This window comes from uncultured Aquimonas sp. (genome assembly GCF_937888285.1).
Taxonomy (GTDB): domain Bacteria; phylum Pseudomonadota; class Gammaproteobacteria; order Xanthomonadales; family Xanthomonadaceae; genus Aquimonas.
This window is the reverse complement of record NZ_CALART010000015.1, coordinates 1-17,358: the sequence shown is the minus strand read 5'-3', so window position 1 is coordinate 17,358 and position 17,358 is coordinate 1. Positions and strand designations below refer to the sequence as shown.

At 65.6% G+C, this 17,358-nt stretch carries 24 protein-coding genes; all 24 read left to right on the top strand.

Features of this window, described 5'->3' with window-relative positions:
• The first annotated feature begins 2 nt into the window (after positions 1 to 2).
• The 24 genes from rpsC to Q0654_RS04510 all read left to right on the top strand — a co-directional run bounded on the left by rpsC (position 3) and on the right by Q0654_RS04510 (position 17,103).
• On the top strand, positions 3 to 698 hold the full coding sequence (rpsC, locus tag Q0654_RS04625; RefSeq protein ID WP_298850969.1) for a 30S ribosomal protein S3: 696 nt from the start codon (positions 3 to 5) through the stop codon (positions 696 to 698).
• A 12-nt stretch (positions 699 to 710) separates the two neighbouring features.
• Entirely contained in the window at positions 711 to 1,124 is a 414-nt protein-coding gene (rplP, locus tag Q0654_RS04620) for a 50S ribosomal protein L16 (RefSeq protein WP_298850968.1), read from the top strand.
• The gene (gene rpmC, locus Q0654_RS04615; RefSeq protein WP_091244240.1) at positions 1,124 to 1,309 is read left to right on the top strand and encodes a 50S ribosomal protein L29; all 186 of its coding nucleotides are present in this window, start codon (positions 1,124 to 1,126) and stop codon (positions 1,307 to 1,309) included. The genes rplP and rpmC overlap by 1 nt, the downstream gene beginning before the upstream one ends.
• A 10-nt stretch (positions 1,310 to 1,319) precedes the next feature.
• Positions 1,320 to 1,580 (top strand): 30S ribosomal protein S17, encoded by a 261-nt coding sequence (rpsQ, locus tag Q0654_RS04610; RefSeq protein ID WP_298850964.1) that lies wholly within the window; start codon positions 1,320 to 1,322, stop codon positions 1,578 to 1,580.
• Positions 1,581 to 1,599: 19 nt separating this feature from the next.
• Complete coding sequence (gene rplN / locus Q0654_RS04605) at positions 1,600 to 1,968, top strand: 50S ribosomal protein L14 (protein ID WP_091244246.1); 369 nt, start codon at positions 1,600 to 1,602, stop codon at positions 1,966 to 1,968.
• An 11-nt stretch (positions 1,969 to 1,979) separates the two neighbouring features.
• Complete coding sequence (gene rplX / locus Q0654_RS04600; RefSeq protein WP_298850957.1) at positions 1,980 to 2,294, top strand: 50S ribosomal protein L24; 315 nt, start codon at positions 1,980 to 1,982, stop codon at positions 2,292 to 2,294.
• A gap of 11 nt (positions 2,295 to 2,305) precedes the next feature.
• Positions 2,306 to 2,848 carry a 50S ribosomal protein L5 gene (gene rplE / locus Q0654_RS04595; protein ID WP_298850955.1) on the top strand — a complete coding sequence of 181 codons (543 nt, stop codon included), beginning with the start codon at positions 2,306 to 2,308 and terminating at the stop codon, positions 2,846 to 2,848.
• 18 nt (positions 2,849 to 2,866) lie between these two features.
• Entirely contained in the window at positions 2,867 to 3,172 is a 306-nt protein-coding gene (gene rpsN, locus Q0654_RS04590; RefSeq protein WP_298850952.1) for a 30S ribosomal protein S14, read from the top strand.
• A gap of 104 nt (positions 3,173 to 3,276) precedes the next feature.
• Positions 3,277 to 3,672, top strand: coding sequence for a 30S ribosomal protein S8 (rpsH, locus tag Q0654_RS04585; protein WP_298850949.1), 396 nt, complete (start codon positions 3,277 to 3,279; stop codon positions 3,670 to 3,672).
• Positions 3,673 to 3,684: 12 nt separating this feature from the next.
• Entirely contained in the window at positions 3,685 to 4,212 is a 528-nt protein-coding gene (rplF, locus tag Q0654_RS04580) for a 50S ribosomal protein L6 (protein WP_298850947.1), read from the top strand.
• Between the two features lie 68 nt (positions 4,213 to 4,280).
• On the top strand, positions 4,281 to 4,634 hold the full coding sequence (gene rplR, locus Q0654_RS04575) for a 50S ribosomal protein L18 (RefSeq protein WP_298850945.1): 354 nt from the start codon (positions 4,281 to 4,283) through the stop codon (positions 4,632 to 4,634).
• 73 nt (positions 4,635 to 4,707) lie between these two features.
• A complete protein-coding gene (rpsE, locus tag Q0654_RS04570; protein WP_298850943.1) occupies positions 4,708 to 5,214 on the top strand; it encodes a 30S ribosomal protein S5 in 507 nt (168 codons plus the stop codon).
• Positions 5,207 to 5,395 carry a 50S ribosomal protein L30 gene (rpmD, locus tag Q0654_RS04565; protein WP_298850941.1) on the top strand — a complete coding sequence of 63 codons (189 nt, stop codon included), beginning with the start codon at positions 5,207 to 5,209 and terminating at the stop codon, positions 5,393 to 5,395. The genes rpsE and rpmD overlap by 8 nt, the downstream gene beginning before the upstream one ends.
• Positions 5,396 to 5,416: 21 nt before the next feature.
• Positions 5,417 to 5,851 carry a 50S ribosomal protein L15 gene (rplO, locus tag Q0654_RS04560; RefSeq protein WP_298850938.1) on the top strand — a complete coding sequence of 145 codons (435 nt, stop codon included), beginning with the start codon at positions 5,417 to 5,419 and terminating at the stop codon, positions 5,849 to 5,851.
• Positions 5,852 to 5,854: 3 nt separating this feature from the next.
• Positions 5,855 to 7,219 carry a preprotein translocase subunit SecY gene (gene secY, locus Q0654_RS04555; RefSeq protein ID WP_298850936.1) on the top strand — a complete coding sequence of 455 codons (1,365 nt, stop codon included), beginning with the start codon at positions 5,855 to 5,857 and terminating at the stop codon, positions 7,217 to 7,219.
• Between the two features lie 179 nt (positions 7,220 to 7,398).
• A complete protein-coding gene (gene rpsM, locus Q0654_RS04550; protein WP_298850935.1) occupies positions 7,399 to 7,755 on the top strand; it encodes a 30S ribosomal protein S13 in 357 nt (118 codons plus the stop codon).
• Between the two features lie 9 nt (positions 7,756 to 7,764).
• Complete coding sequence (gene rpsK, locus Q0654_RS04545) at positions 7,765 to 8,157, top strand: 30S ribosomal protein S11 (RefSeq protein WP_298850931.1); 393 nt, start codon at positions 7,765 to 7,767, stop codon at positions 8,155 to 8,157.
• Between the two features lie 23 nt (positions 8,158 to 8,180).
• Positions 8,181 to 8,807, top strand: a complete 627-nt coding sequence (rpsD, locus tag Q0654_RS04540; protein WP_298850929.1) for a 30S ribosomal protein S4 — start codon at positions 8,181 to 8,183, stop codon at positions 8,805 to 8,807.
• An 18-nt stretch (positions 8,808 to 8,825) separates the two neighbouring features.
• Positions 8,826 to 9,821 carry a DNA-directed RNA polymerase subunit alpha gene (gene rpoA, locus Q0654_RS04535; RefSeq protein ID WP_298850927.1) on the top strand — a complete coding sequence of 332 codons (996 nt, stop codon included), beginning with the start codon at positions 8,826 to 8,828 and terminating at the stop codon, positions 9,819 to 9,821.
• A 146-nt stretch (positions 9,822 to 9,967) separates the two neighbouring features.
• Positions 9,968 to 10,354, top strand: coding sequence for a 50S ribosomal protein L17 (gene rplQ / locus Q0654_RS04530; protein ID WP_298850925.1), 387 nt, complete (start codon positions 9,968 to 9,970; stop codon positions 10,352 to 10,354).
• Between the two features lie 172 nt (positions 10,355 to 10,526).
• The gene (locus Q0654_RS04525; protein ID WP_298850924.1) at positions 10,527 to 11,033 is read left to right on the top strand and encodes a disulfide bond formation protein B; all 507 of its coding nucleotides are present in this window, start codon (positions 10,527 to 10,529) and stop codon (positions 11,031 to 11,033) included.
• A gap of 107 nt (positions 11,034 to 11,140) precedes the next feature.
• The gene (locus Q0654_RS04520; protein WP_298850922.1) at positions 11,141 to 12,526 is read left to right on the top strand and encodes a 3-deoxy-7-phosphoheptulonate synthase class II; all 1,386 of its coding nucleotides are present in this window, start codon (positions 11,141 to 11,143) and stop codon (positions 12,524 to 12,526) included.
• A gap of 109 nt (positions 12,527 to 12,635) precedes the next feature.
• Positions 12,636 to 15,806 carry an amidohydrolase family protein gene (locus Q0654_RS04515; protein WP_298850919.1) on the top strand — a complete coding sequence of 1,057 codons (3,171 nt, stop codon included), beginning with the start codon at positions 12,636 to 12,638 and terminating at the stop codon, positions 15,804 to 15,806.
• Positions 15,796 to 17,103, top strand: a complete 1,308-nt coding sequence (locus tag Q0654_RS04510; protein ID WP_298850917.1) for an amidohydrolase family protein — start codon at positions 15,796 to 15,798, stop codon at positions 17,101 to 17,103. Before Q0654_RS04515 ends, Q0654_RS04510 begins: the two co-directional genes overlap by 11 nt.
• The last annotated feature ends 255 nt before the right edge of the window (positions 17,104 to 17,358 follow it).

The following is a 17,358-nucleotide window of genomic DNA, read 5'->3' as shown; positions in this document are numbered from 1 at the left end:
CGATGGGTCACAAAGTTCATCCGATCGGAATTCGCCTTGGTATCTCCAAGGACTGGAATTCCAAGTGGTACGCCAACAAGCGCGACTTCGCCGGTTACCTGGCGGGCGACCTCAAGGTCCGCGAGATGCTGCGCAAGCGCCTGGCTGCCGCCGGCGTCTCCCGCATCCAGATCGAGCGCCCGGCGAAGACCGCCCGCGTGACGATCCACACCGCCCGTCCGGGCGTGGTGATCGGCAAGAAGGGCGAGGACATCGAGAAGCTGCGTCGCGACGTCAGCGCGATCATGGGCGTCCCGGTGCACATCAACGTCGCCGAGGTTCGCAAGCCGGAGCTCGACGCTCAGCTGGTGGCCGAGTCGATCGCGCAGCAGCTGGAGCGCCGCATCATGTTCCGTCGCGCGATGAAGCGCGCTGTCGGCAACGCCATGCGTCTTGGTGCGCTTGGGATCAAGGTCAACGTCGCCGGGCGCCTCAACGGCGCCGAGATTGCACGTTCGGAGTGGTACCGCGAAGGACGCGTACCCCTGCACACGCTGCGCGCCGACGTTGACTACGGCTTCGCTGAAGCGCACACCACCTACGGCGTCATCGGCATCAAGACCTGGATCTACAAGGGCGAGATCTTCGATTACTCGCAGGTGGGCCAGGAGAAGGCCGAAGAGCAGCGCCCCGAGCGCGCGCCCCGCCAGGCCAAGTAAGGAACCACTGTCATGTTGCAGCCCAAAAGAACCAAGTACCGCAAGGTACACAAGGGCCGGAACACCGGCCTTTCCTGGAACGGCGCGCTGGTCAGCTTCGGCGAGTACGGCCTGAAGGCCACGACCTACGGTCAGCTCACCGCCCGCCAGATCGAGTCCGCGCGCCGCACCATCAGCCGCTATGTCAAGCGCGGCGGCAAGCTCTGGATCCGCGTGTTCCCCGACAAGCCGATCACCCAGAAGCCCATCGAGGTCCGCATGGGTAGCGGTAAAGGTAACGTCGAGTACTGGGTGGCCCTGATCCAGCCCGGCCGCGTTCTCTACGAAATCGAGGGTGTGCCCGAAGAGACCGCCCGCGAAGCCTTCCGTCTGGCCGCTGCCAAGCTGTCGGTCCAGACCACTTTCGTGACCCGGACGGTGCGCTGATGGACATCAAGGAACTCCGCCAGAAGTCGGCCGTTGAACTCAAGGCCCACCTCCTCGATCTGCGCCGCGAGCAGTTCAACCTTCGCATGCAGAAGGGAAGCGGCCAGTTGACCCAGAGCCATCAGCTCAAGAACGTGCGCCGCGAGATCGCGCAGGTGAAGATGCTGCTGGGCTCCAACGCGTAAGGCGACCGACATGAGTGACAACACCCAAACCCCGCGCACCGTCGAAGGCCGCGTGGTCAGCAACAAGATGGATAAGACCGTCACCGTGCTCGTTGAGCGTGCCGTCAAGCACGAGCTCTACGGGAAGTACCTGCGCCGCTCCACCAAGCTGCATGCGCACGACGAGAACAACAGCTGTCAGGAAGGGGACATCGTCCGCGTGGTGGAGTGCCGCCCGCTGTCGAAGACCAAGACCTGGCGCGTTGTCGAAGTCGTGAGTCGCGACGCCTGATCGCTCAAGGAGAAGATCCATGATTCAGATGCAGTCTTTTCTTGATGCGGCAGACAACTCCGGTGCCAAGGAGCTGATGTGCATCAAGGTGCTCGGCGGCTCCAAGCGCCGCTATGCGCACATTGGCGACATCATCAAGGTGTCCGTCAAGGACGCCATCCCCCGCGGCAAGGTCAAGAAGGGCGAGGTCTATGACGCCGTCGTCGTGCGCACCCGCAAGGGCGTCCGTCGTGCCGATGGTTCGCTGATCCGTTTCGATGGCAACGCCGCCGTCCTGCTGAACAACAAGCACGAGCCGATCGGCACGCGCATCTTCGGGCCGGTCACGCGCGAGCTGCGCGGCGAGAAGTTCATGAAGATCGTCTCGCTGGCTCCCGAAGTGCTGTAAAGGAAGAACCCATGAGCCGTATTCGCAAGGGTGACCAGGTTCTGGTGATCACCGGGAAGAACAAGGGTCAGAAGGGTGAGGTGGTGCGCGTGGTCGGTGACCGGCTCGTCGTCTCCAACATCAATCTGATCAAGCGCCACACCAAGGCGAACCCGCAGGCCAACCAGCCGGGCGGGATCGTCGAGCGCGAGGCGCCGATCCATATCTCCAACGTGTTGTTGTTCAACCCGGCGACGGGCAAGGGCGATCGCGTTGGCTTCAAGGTGCTGGAGGATGGACGCAAGCTGCGTGTGTTCCGCTCCAGCGGTGAGGCGGTTGACGCCTGAGGAATGCAGTGATGACCACCCGTCTGGAACAGTTCTACAAAGACCAGGTCGTGCCCAAGCTGATGGAGCGCTTCGGCTACGCCAATGTCATGCAGGTGCCGCGCTTGACCAAGATCACGCTCAACATGGGCGTGGGCGAAGCTGTCGGCAACAAGAAGATCCTAGAGAATGCCGTCGCTGAAATGGCCAAGATCTCCGGCCAGAAGCCGGTGACCACCAAGGCCCGCGTGTCGGTGGCGAGCTTCAAGATCCGTGACGGCTGGCCGATCGGCTGCAAGGTCACCCTGCGCCGCGCCAAGATGTTCGAGTTCCTCGATCGTCTCGTGAACATCTCGCTGCCCCGCGTCCGCGACTTCCGCGGCGTGTCCGGTCGCTCGTTCGATGGTCGCGGCAACTACAACATGGGCGTGAAGGAACAGATCATCTTCCCCGAGATCGACTTCGACCAGGTCGACGCGATCCGCGGCATGGACATCGCCATCACCACCACGGCCAAGACCGACGCGGAAGCCAAGGCGCTGCTCGAAGCCTTCCGTTTCCCGTTCCGCAACTGATCCCGAAGGACCCAAGACATGGCCAAGACCTCCATGGTCAACCGCGAGATCAAGCGGGCCAAGATCGCCAAGAAGTTCGCGTCCAAGCGCGCCGAGCTCAAGGCGATCATCGCGAACCCCAAGGCTTCGTATGAAGAGAAGGCGGTTGCACAGACCCAGCTGCAGAAGCTGCCCCGTGACGCCAGCCCCTGCCGTCAACGCAATCGCTGCGAGCTGACCGGCCGTTCGCGCGGCGTGTACCGCAAGTTCGGGCTCGGTCGCAACAAGCTGCGCGAAGCGACCATGCGCGGCGACGTGCCTGGCCTTCGCAAGGCAAGCTGGTAAACTACTGCGCTTGCTGATTTCCGGGCCGGCCCCGCAAGGGGTCGGCTCTTCCACGTGAACCGTTCGCGAAAGCGGATATCGGTGCGACTCAAAGGTGCCACTCAATGAGCATGACTGATCCCATCGCCGACATGTTTGTCCGCATCAAGAATGCGGCGGCCGTCGGCAAGAAAACCGTCAAGATGCCGTCCTCCAAGCTGAAGGTCGCCATCGCCAACCTGCTGAAGAACGAGGGTTACCTCGCCGACGCGCAGGTTCAGACCATCGAGAACAAGCCTGTTCTCGAGATCGCCCTCAAGTACTACCAGGGGCGTCCGGTCATCGAGAAGCTGGAGCGTTTTTCGCGCTCGGGCCTGCGCCAGTATCGTGGCAAGGCAGAGCTCCCGCGCGTGCTGGGCGGCCTCGGCATCGCCATCATCTCCACCTCCAAGGGCATCATGACCGATTCGCAGGCGCGGGCTGAAGGCCTGGGCGGCGAGGTCCTGGGTCTGGTGGCATAAGAGGAGATCGACATGTCCCGCGTTGCCAAGAAGCCAATCGCCCTCCCGAAGGGCGTCGAACTGTCCCAGGATGCCGCAAAGCTCACCATCAAGGGGCCCAAGGGCAGTCTGACCCAGGCCAAGCCGGCCGGCCTCGACGTCGCTGTCGTTGACGGCGAGCTGCGTGTCCAGGCCGCAAACGATGATCTGATCGCCATGGCCGGCACCCTGCGTGCCCTGCTCGCGAACATGGTCGCCGGAGTTTCCGAGGGCTACACCCGTAAGCTCGAACTCGTCGGCGTCGGCTACCGCGCTTCGGTTGCCGGCCGCGACCTGAACCTGAGCCTCGGCTTCAGTCACCCGGTGGTGTTCAACGCCCCCGAGGGCATCACCATCGAGACGCCGAGCCAGACCGAAATTCTGGTCAAGGGCGCCGACAAGCAGGTGGTGGGTCAGGTGGCTGCCAAGATTCGCGCCTTCCGCCCGCCGGAGCCCTACAAGGGCAAGGGTGTGCGTTACTCGGGCGAGAAGATCGTGATGAAGGAAGCCAAGAAGGCCTGATCGGGAGCTCCCATGGAGTCCGCCCAGCGGACTTCACCCCAAGCCTTCTGCTTCCCCAAGGAAAGACCATGGAAAAGAAAATCGCTCGTCTCCGTCGCGCCAAGACCACCCGTTCGCATATCCGCGAGCTGGGCGCCGCGCGCCTGTCCGTGTCTCGCACCGGCCAGCACATCTACGCTCAGCTGTTCACGTCCGACGGGTCGAAGGTCCTGGCTGCGGCCTCGACGCTCGAGTCCGAGGTTCGCGACGGCCTGGAAGGCACCAAGAACAAGGATGCCGCGGCCAAGGTGGGTCAGGTGATCGCCAAGCGCGCCCTCGCTGCTGGCGTTGAGGCGGTTGCCTTTGACCGCTCGGGTTTCCGTTATCACGGTCGCATCAAGGCGCTTGCCGATGCCGCTCGTGAGGCGGGCCTGAAGTTCTGATCGCTCTGCGATCCCTTCGCTGCACCACAACTACAAGCGACCCGAAGGGTCGTAAGCAATCGAGAGAATCGCAATGAGCACGAACGATCGTGACAACAGCGACGGCATGCTGGAAAAGCTGGTTGCCGTCAATCGCGTGTCGAAGACGGTCAAGGGCGGCCGCCAGTTCACCTTCACCGCCTTGACCGTGGTGGGTGATGGCGCCGGCCGCGTCGGTTTCGGTTACGGCAAGGCGCGCGAAGTGCCTGTGGCCATCCAGAAGTCGATGGAGTACGCCCGCAAGGCCATGGTCAGCGTCGAGCTGAACGGCGGCACGGTGTGGTACCCGATCAAGGCCAACCACGGCGCTGCGCGCGTCTACATGCAGCCCGCTTCCGAGGGTACCGGCGTGATCGCCGGAGGTGCCATGCGCGCCGTGCTGGAAGCGGCCGGTGTGAAGAACATCCTTGCCAAGGCGGTGGGTTCGCGCAACCCCATCAACCTTGTTCGCGCCACCATCAAGGGCCTGCAGGCAATGCACTCGCCTTCCAAGATCGCGGCGAAGCGCGGCAAGAAGCTGGAGGAGATCAGCCATGGCTAATGAAGGCAAGACCATCAAGGTCCGTCTGGTCAAGGGTCTGCGTGGTACCCAGTCGCGTCACCGCCTGTCGGTGAAGGCGCTCGGTCTGCGCAAGTTGAATGACGTGCGTGAGCTGCCGGACAACCCTAGCGTGCGCGGTCTGATCAACACCGTCTATTACCTGGTCCGCGTCGAGCAGTAAGCGGAATCTCCGGAGAACACCATGCGTCTCAATACACTCAAGCCCGCTGACGGCGCTCGCAAGGATCGCGTTCGCGTTGGCCGCGGCATCGGTTCCGGCCTCGGCAAGACCTGCGGTCGTGGCCACAAGGGTCAGTTCGCGCGTACCGGCAAGGGCAAGGTCAAGGCAGGCTTCGAAGGTGGCCAGATGCCGCTGCAGCGTCGCCTTCCCAAGGTCGGTTTCCGCTCCAAGCTCAAGGACGACGTGGCGCAGGTCTTCCTGTACCAGCTGGCCCTTGTCGAGGGTGACGTGATCGACTTCCCTGCGCTGCAGGCTGCCGCTCTCGTGTCGACTCGCGCGCGCACCGCCAAGATCGTCAAGAAGGGCGAGCTCGATCGCAAGGTCACCGTTCGCGGCCTGACTGCGACCGCCGGCGCCAAGGCGGCGATCGAAGCGGCCGGCGGGTCGGTGGAGTAAATCGTGGCCCAGTCGAACGTGGGTGCAAGTTCCATCGCGGCACTTGGCAAGCTCACCGAGCTGCGCCAGCGCCTGCTGTTCGTGCTCGGGGCGCTGATCGTCTACCGGTTCGGCACCTTCGTGCCTGTGCCGGGCGTCAATCCGGATGCCATGACGTCCCTCATGCAGCAGCAGGGGGGCGTCGTCCAGATGTTCAACCTGTTCTCCGGTGGCGCGCTTGAGCGTCTGAGTGTGTTCGCGCTCAACGTCATGCCGTACATCTCCGCCTCGATCATCATCCAGCTCGCATCGCAGATCTTTCCAAGCCTGCAGCAGCTGCGAAAGGAAGGGGAAAGCGGCCGCCGCAAGATCACCCAGTACACGCGCATCGGTACCGTGCTGCTTGCGGTCTTCCAGGCCTTCGGTATCGCAATGGCGCTCCAGGGGCAGAACAGCCCTGTTGGCCCGGTCGTGTTCAATCCGGGGCCAGGGTTCGTGTTTACTGCGGTCGTCGCCTTGACTGCCGGAACGCTGTTCCTGATGTGGCTCGGTGAGCAGGTGACCGAGCGCGGCGTCGGCAACGGCATCTCCCTGATCATCTTCGCGGGCATTGTTGCGACGCTGCCCGGAGCCATCATCACCACGCTGACCCAGGTCAGTCAGGGCGAGATGAATCCGCTGACGGTGATCGTGTTGTTTGCCATCGTCCTGTCGGTTACTGCTTTCGTCGTCTTCGTCGAGCGCGGGCAGCGCAGGATCACGGTCAACTATGCGCGTCGCCAGGGGGGCCGTCAGGCCTACATGAACCAGAGCTCGCATTTGCCGCTGAAGCTCAACATGGCTGGCGTCATCCCTGCGATCTTTGCATCCAGCCTCATCCTGTTCCCCGGGACTGCGGCCACCTGGTTCGGTGAGGCTGGCGGGGTAGGTTGGCTGACCGACCTGTCGGTTGCGCTGGCCCCCGGGCAGCCCCTGCACATGGTGCTGTATGGCGCCTTGATCATCGGTTTCGCGTTCTTCTACACCGCCCTGGTCTTCAACTCGCAGGAGACTGCCGAGAATCTGAAGAAGTCCGGTGCCTTGATTCCCGGTATCCGTCCGGGCAAGGCAACGGCCGACTACGTCGACGGCGTGCTGACGCGTCTCACGCTCGCTGGTTCGCTCTACCTCGTGGCGGTGTGTCTGCTGCCCGAAGCCCTGCAACTCGGAATGAATGTTCCCGCTGCTGTGGCCCACCTGTTTGGCGGCACCTCGCTGCTGATCGTGGTGGTTGTTGTCATGGATTTCATGGCCCAGATCCAGGCGCACCTGATGTCGCATCAGTACGACAGCCTGCTCAAGAAGGCCAATCTGAAGGGCGGCTCGCGCGCCGGCTTCTCGCGCGGGTAGTCGAGCTCCCGGTTTGGCGCGGCATGCGTCCAAGCCGGGGGTGACAACGCCGGAGCACGGGCACCATCTCCCCGTGCCCTCAGGGGTGCTGTGGCCTTAGCACCCTGGGACTTTATTTGTCCTCGAAGCCAACGTATACTTTCCGATTCACCGCGCAATACCTTGTTGGAGATCGCCTCATGGCGCGCATCGCAGGTGTCAACCTTCCCGTCCAGAAGCATGTCTGGGTGGGGCTTCAGAGCATTTACGGCATCGGCCGTACCCGTTCGCAGAAAGTCTGTGAGACTGCCGGGGTCACCCCGAGCACCAAGATCAAGGACCTGACGGAGGCCGAGGTCGACCGCCTCCGCGCCGAAGTCGCAAAGTTTGTCGTCGAGGGCGACCTCCGTCGCGAAGTCGGCATCAGCATCAAGCGCCTGATGGACCTGGGCTGCTACCGCGGTCTTCGTCACCGTCGTGGCCTGCCGCTGCGTGGCCAGCGCACCCGCACCAACGCCCGTACCCGCAAGGGTCCGCGCAAGCAGATCAAGAAGTAAGGACCGGCCATGAGCAAGCAGGCGCCCGCCAAGGGCAAGAAGAAGATCCGCCGTGTCGTTACCGACGGCATCGCCCACGTCCAAGCGTCCTTCAACAACACGATCATCACGATCACCGACCGCCAGGGCAATGCTCTGAGCTGGGCCACCTCGGGTGGCGCTGGTTTCCGTGGCTCGCGCAAGTCGACTCCATTCGCTGCCCAGGTCGCCGCCGAGAAGGCGGGTCGCGTGGCTCTGGAGTACGGCCTGAAGACCCTCGAAGTCCGCATCAAGGGCCCCGGTCCGGGTCGCGAGTCCGCCGTGCGTTCGCTGAACGCTGTCGGCTACAAGGTCACCAACATCATCGACGTCACGCCGATTCCGCACAACGGCTGCCGTCCGCCGAAGAAGCGTCGCGTCTGACGCACGGCTAGGAGCTCATACCCATGGCACGTTACATCGGCCCCACCTGCAAACTCGCCCGTCGCGAAGGCGCAGATCTCAGCCTCAAGAGCCCGGCCCGCGCGCTGGATTCCAAGTGCAAGCTGGAGCAGAAGCCCGGCCAGCACGGCGCCGCCCGCAAGGGTCGTCTGTCCGATTACGCGGTGCAGCTGCGCGAGAAGCAGAAAGTCAAGCGCATCTACGGTCTGCTGGAGCGTCAGTTCCGCAACGTCTACCGCAAGGCGTCCACCCGTCGCGGCAACACCGGCGAGAACCTGCTGCAGATTCTCGAGTCCCGTCTGGACAATGTGGTCTACCGCATGGGTTTCGCGGTGACGCGTCCGCAAGCCCGACAGCTCGTCAGCCATTGCGGCGTCCTGGTCAACGGCAAGGCGGTCAACCTCGCCTCCTTCCAGGTCAAGCCCGGTGATGCCATCGCGCTCACCGAGCGTGCCCAGCGTCAGCTGCGCGTCCAGGAGGCTTCGGCCCTGGCCCAGCAGATGGACCTCGTCCCGAACTGGATCGACGTCGACAGCAAGAAGTTCAGCGGTGTCTTCAAGGCGCTGCCCGAGCGCTCGGATCTGCCCTCGGACATCAACGAGAACCTGATCATCGAGCTGTACTCGAAGTAATCCACGGAGAACCGCCGAATGTCCGTTTCCGCCACCCAGGTGCTGCGTCCGCGCGGCATCGGCATCGAACGTATCGCCGACAATCGCGCAAAGGTGGTTGTCGAACCGCTTGAGCGTGGCTACGGCCATACGCTCGGCAATGCGCTGCGTCGCGTCCTCCTGTCGTCGATTCCCGGTTTCGCCATCACTGAAGTCGAGATCGACGGTGTGCTGCACGAATACACCACGGTCGAGGGCATCCAGGAAGACGTTCTGGAAATCCTGCTGAACCTGAAGGACGTCGCGCTCCGCATGCACAACGTCGATCAGGCCACGGTCACCCTGAGCAAGCAGGGCGCCGGCGTGGTTCTCGCCGGTGACATCCGCACCGATCACAACGTCGAGATCCTCAACCCCGAGCATGTGATCTGCCATCTCACCAAGGACGTGTCGCTGAACATGCGTCTCAAGGTGGAGCGGGGCTTGGGCTACCAGCCGGCGTCCGCGCGTCGTCGCCCGGATGAAGAGTCGCGCGCGATCGGCCGCCTGATGCTGGATGCCTCGTTCTCGCCCGTGCGTCGCGTTGCGTTCGCAGTAGAGAGCGCGCGCGTCGAGCAGCGCACCAACCTCGACAAGCTGGTGCTTGACATCGAGACCAACGGAACGATCGATGCAGAAGAAGCGGTGCGTACTGCCGCCGACATCCTCACCGACCAGCTGTCCGTGTTCGGCGATTTCACGCAGCGCCAGCGCGGCGAGTCGAAGCAGGCCACCGCCGGCGTCGACCCGGTGCTGCTGCGCCCGATCGACGACCTCGAGCTGACCGTGCGTTCGGCCAACTGCCTCAAGGCCGAGAACATCTACTACATCGGTGATCTGATCCAGCGCACCGAAGTGGAGCTGCTCAAGACGCCGAACCTCGGCAAGAAGTCGCTCACCGAGATCAAGGAAGTGCTGGCCCAGCGCGGTCTGTCGCTTGGCATGAAGCTGGAGAACTGGCCGCCGGCCGGTCTGCAGCAGGGCATGCTCGGCTGATCCATTGATCCACCCTGTCGACGGGCGTATTTGCCCGCGACTGTCGGCCAAGGACGGCCGACCCGGACCATCCGCAGTCCAATGTTGCAACGCCAGGACGGCGACAGCGAAATCCAACAGCTGCAGCATTCAACCAGGAATTTCCCATGCGCCATCAGAAGTCGGGTCGCAAGCTCAACCGCGACAGCTCCCATCGCAAAGCCATGTTCAGCAACATGGTCGCCTCGCTCATCAAGCATGAGCTGATCCGCACCACCCTGCCGAAGGCCAAGGAGCTGCGTCGCTTCGCCGAGCCGCTCATCACCCTGGCCAAGGTCGACAGCGTGGCCAACCGCCGCCTGGCGTTTGCGCGCCTGCGCGACAAGGTTGCGGTCGGCAAGCTCTTTGTCGAGATCGGTCCGCGCTACGTGTCCCGCCCGGGCGGCTACCTGCGTCTGTTGAAGTGCGGCTTCCGCGCTGGCGACAGCGCGCCGATGGCGTACGTCGAACTGGTCGATCGCCCGCAGGTCGACGCCGAGCCGTCCGCCGAGTGATCGCGGCGAAATGATTCTTCGAAAGCCCCGGCCTTGTGCCGGGGTTTTCGTTTGGGCGGAACCCTTTGCCGCCGCTGCAGTCCTTGGCGGGGCAGCTCAGCCTGTAAGCTCTGGCCTGCCGCGATGCGCCCGACCTGGTGCGACCGCGCCGACCCACCGCACGAGAGCCACGATGAATCCATTCGCCTGGAGTTTCCGCGCCCAGTTCTTCGCCGGCTTCGTCTGCTGCGCAGCGCTGCTTGGCTATGCGCTGTACGTCGAGCACGGCATGCTGATGATGCCGTGCCCGCTGTGCATCCTGCAGCGCATCGCCTTCGTCTTCATGGGCGTGTTCTTCCTGCTCGGTGCGATCATCGGGCCTCGACCCGGGTGGCTGCGGATCGTCAACGCGAGCCTCGTCGGCCTTGGGGCAGTGGTGGGGGGCGGAATCGCCGGCTGGCATGTCCGCATGCAGCACCTGCCGGCCGATGAGGTGCCAAGCTGCGGCGGCATGGAGCTTGGCTACATGCTCGATGCATTTCCGCTGCAGACGGTGATCGAGAGGGTGTTCACCGGCTCGGGCGACTGCGCCAAGATCGACTGGACCTTTCTGGGTCTGTCGATGCCGGTCTGGACCTTGGTCTGGTTTGTCGGTCTTGGCGTCGGCGCGCTCTGGGCTGGGCTGCGTCGCCGCGCGTGAAGTTGCACCGGTGTGACGGATTGGACCTAGGGCTTGCCTGCACCTTGGCTTCGTTGACCCTGTGGCATGATCGCTGACGCATTGCAGCAAGCCCCTGGAGTCGTGTCATGCCGTCCGAACGCAGTCTTGAAGCCGTGAATCTGCCTGTCGACTGGAGCCCGTCCTCGTGGCGTGCGCGCCCCGCTCTGCAGCAGCCGCGCTACCCGGACCGAACAGCGCTGGACGCCACGCTGGGCGAGCTGAGTCGGCTGCCGCCGCTGGTGACCTCGCTGGAGATCCTGGCGCTCAAGAAGCAGCTCGCTGAGGCTCAGGATGGCCAACGCTTCCTGCTGCAGGGCGGCGACTGCGCGGAGAGCTTCTCAGACTGCGAGTCCGGCCTGATCTCAAACCGTCTCAAGGTCCTGCTGCAGATGAGCGTGGTGCTGGTTTATGGTCTGCGCATGCCTGTGATCCGCGTCGGTCGCTTCGCTGGCCAGTACGCCAAGCCGCGTTCGGCGGACACCGAGATCAAGGACGGTGTCGAGTTGCCCAGCTACCGCGGCGACATCATCAATTCGCCGGCCTTCACGCCCGAGTCGCGCCTGCCGGATCCCCGGCGCCTGATCGAAGCGCACTCGCGATCCGCCTTGACGATGAACTTCGTGCGGGCGCTGATCGATGGCGGTTTCGCCGATCTGCACCACCCGGAGTACTGGGACCTGGGCTGGGTCAGCCACTCACCGCTGGCCGAGGAGTACCACCGCATGGTGCGCGCCATCGGCGATGGCGTGCGCTTCATGGAGACCCTCTCGGGCGAGGCCTCGCAGGGCGTGCGCCGGGTCGACTTCTACACCTCGCACGAGGCGCTCCTGCTCGACTACGAGGAATCGCTGACCCGACAGGTGCCACGCAACTGGGGCTGGTTCAATCTCTCCACCCACTACCCGTGGATCGGCATGCGTACTGCCGCACTGGACGGTGCGCACACCGAGTACATGCGCGGCATCCGCAACCCGGTGGCGGTCAAGGTCGGACCCGGCGTCAAGCCCGAAGCCCTGCTGCGCCTGGCCGATGCCCTGAACCCGGACAACGAGGCCGGGCGCCTCACCTTCATCCACCGCATGGGTGCGGCCAAGATCGCCGCCGAACTTCCGCCGCATCTGGAGCTGATGCGCCGCGAGGGCCGTCGCGTGCTTTGGGTTGCTGATCCCATGCACGGCAACACCGAGTCGACCAGCAACGGTTTCAAGACGCGCCGCTTCGACAACATCCGCAGCGAACTGGAGCAGGCCTTCGACCTGCACGCCGCGGCCGGCACGCGCCTCGGCGGCGTGCATCTGGAGCTCACCGGCGAGAACGTCACCGAGTGCACGGGCGGCGCGCGCGATCTGACCGATGTCGATCTCGAGCGCGCCTACCGCTCCACGGTCGACCCGCGGCTCAACTACGAGCAGTCACTCGAACTTGCCCTGCTGATCGTGCGCAAGCGCGGCGTGCAGTCGCTGCCCTTGTGATCCGAAGCGCGCGGGTGCATCGCGCCCGCGCGTGACTTCTGGGCTGCGCTGGAATCCGCGCCCGCCACTACCGTCCCCCATGGCCCCGGGTGGGCCCATGGGGAATCGAATGTCCAGATCCATCGTCCGGCCGCTGGCCCGGACCTGTCTCTTCGTGCTGCCGCTGGTCGCCGCCGTTGCGGCCGCCCAGCAGCGCACCCTGCCCAGTGAGGGCGTCGCCGATCGGCCAGCGCGCAGCGTTGCTCTGACCAACGCGCGCGTGGTCCCCGAGCCGGGCCGCGTCATCGAGAACGCCACGGTGCTGCTGCGCGACGGTCGCATCGAGTCGGTGGGATCGGGCCTGCGCATTCCCGCCGGCTTCGAGATTCGTGACCTCGGCGGCGCCACCGTCTTTGCGGGCTTCGTCGAGCCGATCACTACGCTAGGGCTGCCGGCCGACCACCAGCGCGGCGGCATCAAGGGCGGGCAAGCGGGACAGGCACCGCCGCATGACCAGCAGGCCAGCCAGCCAGGAACGCCGCACTGGAATCGCAGCGCCCAGCCCGAGCGCTCCGCGGCCCGCGTGCTCGACTACAAACCGGCGGACGCCAAGCCGCTGCGCGAGCTGGGCTTCGCGGCCGCACATGTGGCTCCGCAGGCCGGGATCCTGGCCGGGCAGGGCGCGCTGATCAGCCTGATCGATACCGGCCCGCGCCGCGATGCGGTGCTGGCCCCCGAGGTCTCGCAGGTGTTCGGCTTCGACTTCCAGTTCGGCTCCGACTATCCCGGTTCGCTGATGGGCAGCATCGCCCTGATCCGTCAGAGCCTGTTCGACGCGCGGTGGTATGGCGGCGCGCAGTCGTCCACCTCGCGTCGCGCCACCACCGATGCACGCCTTCAGCACAGCCAGAGCCTGCAGGCGCTGGCGCCGGTGCTGGGCGGCCAGCAGCGCGTGTTCATGCTGATGGACGACGAGCTCGATGCCGGCCGTTTCCACGCCATCGCCGCCGAGTTCAAGCTCGACGGCGTGCTGGTCGGCAGCGGTCATGAGTACCGCCTTCTGCCCCAGCTCAAGACCTGGAACAGGCCGTTGGTGCTGCCGCTCAATTTCCCCGAAGCGCCCGCCGTCGAGCAGCCCGGCGTGGCCCTGCAGACCGCACTGGCCGATCTGCAGCACTGGGAGCAGGCGCCCGCCAATGCCGCGCGCGTTGCCGAAGCGGGTCTTCCGTTCGCGCTGTCCACCCGGGGCCTGAAGGAGCCGGCCAAGCAGTTCTGGCCGGCCCTGCGTCGTGCGGTCGCGGCTGGACTCCCGGAAGACGCCGCGCTGCGCGCGCTCACCGTGACCCCGGCCGAGCTGCTGAAGTCCGGCGACCGGCTGGGCCGCGTGGCGCCGGGCCAGCTCGCCAACCTGGTGATCGCCGATGCCGGCCTGTTCCGCGAGGACAAGGCCAAGCTCTACGAGGTCTGGGTCGAGGGCGAGCGCTTCGAGCTGGCGGCGATCGCGCCGCGTCTGCCGGGCGATGCGCTGAGCCTGCGTTGGCATGCCGATGGCCGCAGCGAGACCTGGTCGCTGAGCGGCAGCGGCGACAGTCGCGAGCTCAGCCTGGGCGAGTCCCGATTGAAACTCAAGCAGGTCGATGGTCGCTGGGTGGCACTGCCAGAATCCAGCCCCGCCGGTTGGCCGGCACGCACCGCGCGGGTCGACTTCGTGATCGGCGAGGCTGGCGCGGTGGAGGGCTTCGCGGAGACCGTCGATGGTCGCCGCTACGGCTTTTCCGGCACCAGCAGCGCGGCCTCGACGGCGCCAGACAAGGACGCCAATCCCGCCGAGCCGCCGCGCGCGATCCCGGCGCACAGTGGTTATCCGGCCGGCGAGTACGCCCGCACGGCGCTGCCGCCGCAGGCCGAGGAACTGCTGATCCGCGGCGCCACCGTCTGGAGCAATACCGAACAGGGCGTGCTGGAAGACGCGGACGTGCGCGTGCGCCGCGGCCGCATCGTCGAGCTGGGGCAGGGCTTGAGTGCCGGCCGCGCCGAGGTGGTCGAGGCACAAGGTCGGCACCTGACCGCTGGCATCGTCGACGCGCATTCCCACACCGCGATCGCGCGCAACGTCAATGAGCCCTCGCACGCCGTCACCACCGAGGTTCGGGTGGGCGACGTGCTCGATCCGACCGACATCAACCTGTATCGCCAGCTGGCCGGCGGCGTGACCTCGGCCAATCTGCTGCACGGCTCGGCCAATCCGATGGGCGGGCAGAACGCGGTGATCAAGCTGCGCTGGGGCGCGGATGCCGCGGGCCTCGTCTTCGAGGGCGCCCCCACCGGCGTGAAGTTCGCGCTGGGCGAGAACGTCAAGCAGTCGAACTGGGGCGAGAGCATGACCGTGCGCTATCCGCAGACGCGGATGGGCGTGGAGCAGATCATGCGCGACCACTTCCTCGCCGCCCGCGCCTACGACGCTTCGTTGAAACGCGGCGAGCCCGTGCGGCGTGACCTGCGCCTTGAAGCCCTGGCCGAGATCCTGCGCGGCGAGCGTCTGGTGCATATCCACTCCTACCGGCAGGACGAGATCCTGATGTTCGTGCGCCTGTCGCAGGAGTTCGGCTTCAAGGTCGCGAGCTTCCAGCACGTGCTCGAGGGCTACAAGGTCGCCCGGGAGATGGCCGAGATCGGCGCCGGCGCCTCGACCTTCGCCGACTGGTGGGGCTTCAAGATGGAGGTCATCGACGGCATCCCGCACAACGGTGCGCTGATGACCCGCGCCGGCGTGGTCAGTTCGTTCAATTCCGACAGCGATGAGATGGCGCGGCGCCTCAACATGGAAGCCGCCAAGGCCCTGCGCCACGGTGGCCTGAGCGACGAGGAGGCCTGGAAGCTGGTGACCCTGAACCCGGCGATCCAGCTCGGCATCGCCGACCGCGTCGGCGCGATCAAGCCGGGTCTGGACGCCGACCTCGTGCTGTGGAGCGCGCATCCGTTGTCGAACTATGCGCGGGCCGAGACCACCTGGATCGACGGCCGCCGCTACTTCGACCGCAGCGAGGACGCCCAGCTACAGGCGCAGATCCTCGCCGAGCGCGAACGCCTGCTGGCGCTGGCCGCCGCCGAGCGGCGCAAGTCGCAGTCGATGACGGCCGAGGCGAAAGCGGAGGACGAAAAGCCCGCGCGCATCGATCCGGCCCTGCTGCGGCTGGTGCAGAGCGATGTGCGCTGGCTGGCCCACTTCGGCGCTCTGCGCGGCCTGTATCACGACGGCACCGACCTCAACAGCTGCGGGATCAATGACCATGTCCACTAAGTCCCGACTGTTTGGCGTCGCCGCCCTGCTGTCGCTGGGCCTCGGCCCCGCCTTCGCCCAACCCGGTCCGCCGGCGCGCCCGGCCGAGCGGCCGATCGTGATCGACGGCGGCACCGTCCACACGGTCAGCGGTGCGCGCATCGAGGGCGGCCGCGTGCGCATCGAGGGCGAGCGCATCGTCGCCGTGGGCGGCAGCGAGGTCTCGCTCGACGGCGCGGATCGCATCGACGCCACCGGCAAGCAGGTCTACCCCGGCCTGATCGCTGCCCACAGCGTGCTGGGGCTGACCGAGATCGGTGCGGTGCGCGCCACCAATGACATGGCCGAGGTCGGCCTGAATGCCGCCAACGTGCGCGCCGAAGTCGCGATCAATCCGGAAAGCGAGCTGATTCCGGTGACCCGCGCCAACGGCGTGCTGCTGGCCCTGAGTGCGCCGCAGGCCAGCGCCAGCAGCGTCATCACCGGCACCTCGGCGCTGATCCAGCTGGACGGCTGGACCTGGGAAGAGCTGACGCTCAAGTCCCCGATCGGCCTGCACGTGGTCTGGCCTGGCGGCGAAGTGCCGCCCTGGTTGCCGGCCGAGGTGGCTGAAGCCGCGAAAAAGGCAGTGGCCGAGAAGCAGCGCGGCCTGCGCCGCGCCTTCGAGCAGGCGCGCGCCTATGGCGTGGCAGAGCAGGCCGGCACGGTCGCTGTACCGGATCTGCGCCTGGCCGCAATGCAGCCGGCGCTGAAGAGTGAGCAGGCGGTATTCCTGCACGCCGACGATGCGGTCTCGATCGGTGCGGCGCTGGACTTCGCCGCCGAGTTCAAGCTGCGCGCCGTGCTGGTCGGGGGCGCAGAAGCCTGGCGCCTCGCCGATCGCCTGCGCGCGCAGGAGGTTCCGGTCATCCTCGGCGGTACCCATGTACTGCCGCAGCGCCGCTTTGATGCGGTCGATGCGATCTACGCGCAGGCCGCCAAGCTCAAGGCCGCCGGCGTGCGCTTCGCCATCGCCTCGCCCGGCGACAGCTTCGACACCAGCAACCTGCGCAACCTGCCGTATCAGGCTGCGAGCGCGGTGGCCTTCGGCCTGAGCTTCGAGGAGGCCCTCCGCGCGATAACCTTGAGCCCGGCAGAGATCCTCGGCGTCGCCGACCAAGTGGGCTCACTCGATGCCGGCAAGCTCGCGACCCTGGTGATCGCTGACGGCGACCCGCTGGAGGCGCGCACCAACGTCGAACGCGCCTTGATCCGCGGCCGCGAGGTGGATCTCACGAGTCGGCATACGCGCTTGTACGAGAAGTACCGCGGGCGCTGATGCGCCCGCGGTACTTTGGGATTGGGGATTGGGGATTGGGGATTGGGGATTCGGGATTCGGGATTGGGGATTCGGGATTGGGGATTCGGGATTCGTTAGAAGCCGCAGCCCTCAAGCTTCACGCACGTGTTGATCGCGCTATTGCTTGCCGGATCCCCACAAGGCAGATGCAGCGCCGAGCCTCAACGCTTCTGCTCTTAGGACCCTCTGATTTATCCCTCGCGCCCGCTACCATAGCGCACCCTCCGCAGAATG

Coding starts and splice junctions, on each gene's coding strand:
- rpsC (WP_298850969.1), top strand. CDS start 3: ATGGGTCACAAAGTTCATCCGATCGGAATTCGCCTTGGTATCTCCAAG.
- rplP (WP_298850968.1), top strand. CDS start 711: ATGTTGCAGCCCAAAAGAACCAAGTACCGCAAGGTACACAAGGGCCGG.
- rpmC (WP_091244240.1), top strand. CDS start 1,124: ATGGACATCAAGGAACTCCGCCAGAAGTCGGCCGTTGAACTCAAGGCC.
- rpsQ (WP_298850964.1), top strand. CDS start 1,320: ATGAGTGACAACACCCAAACCCCGCGCACCGTCGAAGGCCGCGTGGTC.
- rplN (WP_091244246.1), top strand. CDS start 1,600: ATGATTCAGATGCAGTCTTTTCTTGATGCGGCAGACAACTCCGGTGCC.
- rplX (WP_298850957.1), top strand. CDS start 1,980: ATGAGCCGTATTCGCAAGGGTGACCAGGTTCTGGTGATCACCGGGAAG.
- rplE (WP_298850955.1), top strand. CDS start 2,306: ATGACCACCCGTCTGGAACAGTTCTACAAAGACCAGGTCGTGCCCAAG.
- rpsN (WP_298850952.1), top strand. CDS start 2,867: ATGGCCAAGACCTCCATGGTCAACCGCGAGATCAAGCGGGCCAAGATC.
- rpsH (WP_298850949.1), top strand. CDS start 3,277: ATGAGCATGACTGATCCCATCGCCGACATGTTTGTCCGCATCAAGAAT.
- rplF (WP_298850947.1), top strand. CDS start 3,685: ATGTCCCGCGTTGCCAAGAAGCCAATCGCCCTCCCGAAGGGCGTCGAA.
- rplR (WP_298850945.1), top strand. CDS start 4,281: ATGGAAAAGAAAATCGCTCGTCTCCGTCGCGCCAAGACCACCCGTTCG.
- rpsE (WP_298850943.1), top strand. CDS start 4,708: ATGAGCACGAACGATCGTGACAACAGCGACGGCATGCTGGAAAAGCTG.
- rpmD (WP_298850941.1), top strand. CDS start 5,207: ATGGCTAATGAAGGCAAGACCATCAAGGTCCGTCTGGTCAAGGGTCTG.
- rplO (WP_298850938.1), top strand. CDS start 5,417: ATGCGTCTCAATACACTCAAGCCCGCTGACGGCGCTCGCAAGGATCGC.
- rpsM (WP_298850935.1), top strand. CDS start 7,399: ATGGCGCGCATCGCAGGTGTCAACCTTCCCGTCCAGAAGCATGTCTGG.
- rpsK (WP_298850931.1), top strand. CDS start 7,765: ATGAGCAAGCAGGCGCCCGCCAAGGGCAAGAAGAAGATCCGCCGTGTC.
- rpsD (WP_298850929.1), top strand. CDS start 8,181: ATGGCACGTTACATCGGCCCCACCTGCAAACTCGCCCGTCGCGAAGGC.
- rpoA (WP_298850927.1), top strand. CDS start 8,826: ATGTCCGTTTCCGCCACCCAGGTGCTGCGTCCGCGCGGCATCGGCATC.
- rplQ (WP_298850925.1), top strand. CDS start 9,968: ATGCGCCATCAGAAGTCGGGTCGCAAGCTCAACCGCGACAGCTCCCAT.
- Q0654_RS04525 (WP_298850924.1), top strand. CDS start 10,527: ATGAATCCATTCGCCTGGAGTTTCCGCGCCCAGTTCTTCGCCGGCTTC.
- Q0654_RS04520 (WP_298850922.1), top strand. CDS start 11,141: ATGCCGTCCGAACGCAGTCTTGAAGCCGTGAATCTGCCTGTCGACTGG.
- Q0654_RS04515 (WP_298850919.1), top strand. CDS start 12,636: ATGTCCAGATCCATCGTCCGGCCGCTGGCCCGGACCTGTCTCTTCGTG.
- Q0654_RS04510 (WP_298850917.1), top strand. CDS start 15,796: ATGTCCACTAAGTCCCGACTGTTTGGCGTCGCCGCCCTGCTGTCGCTG.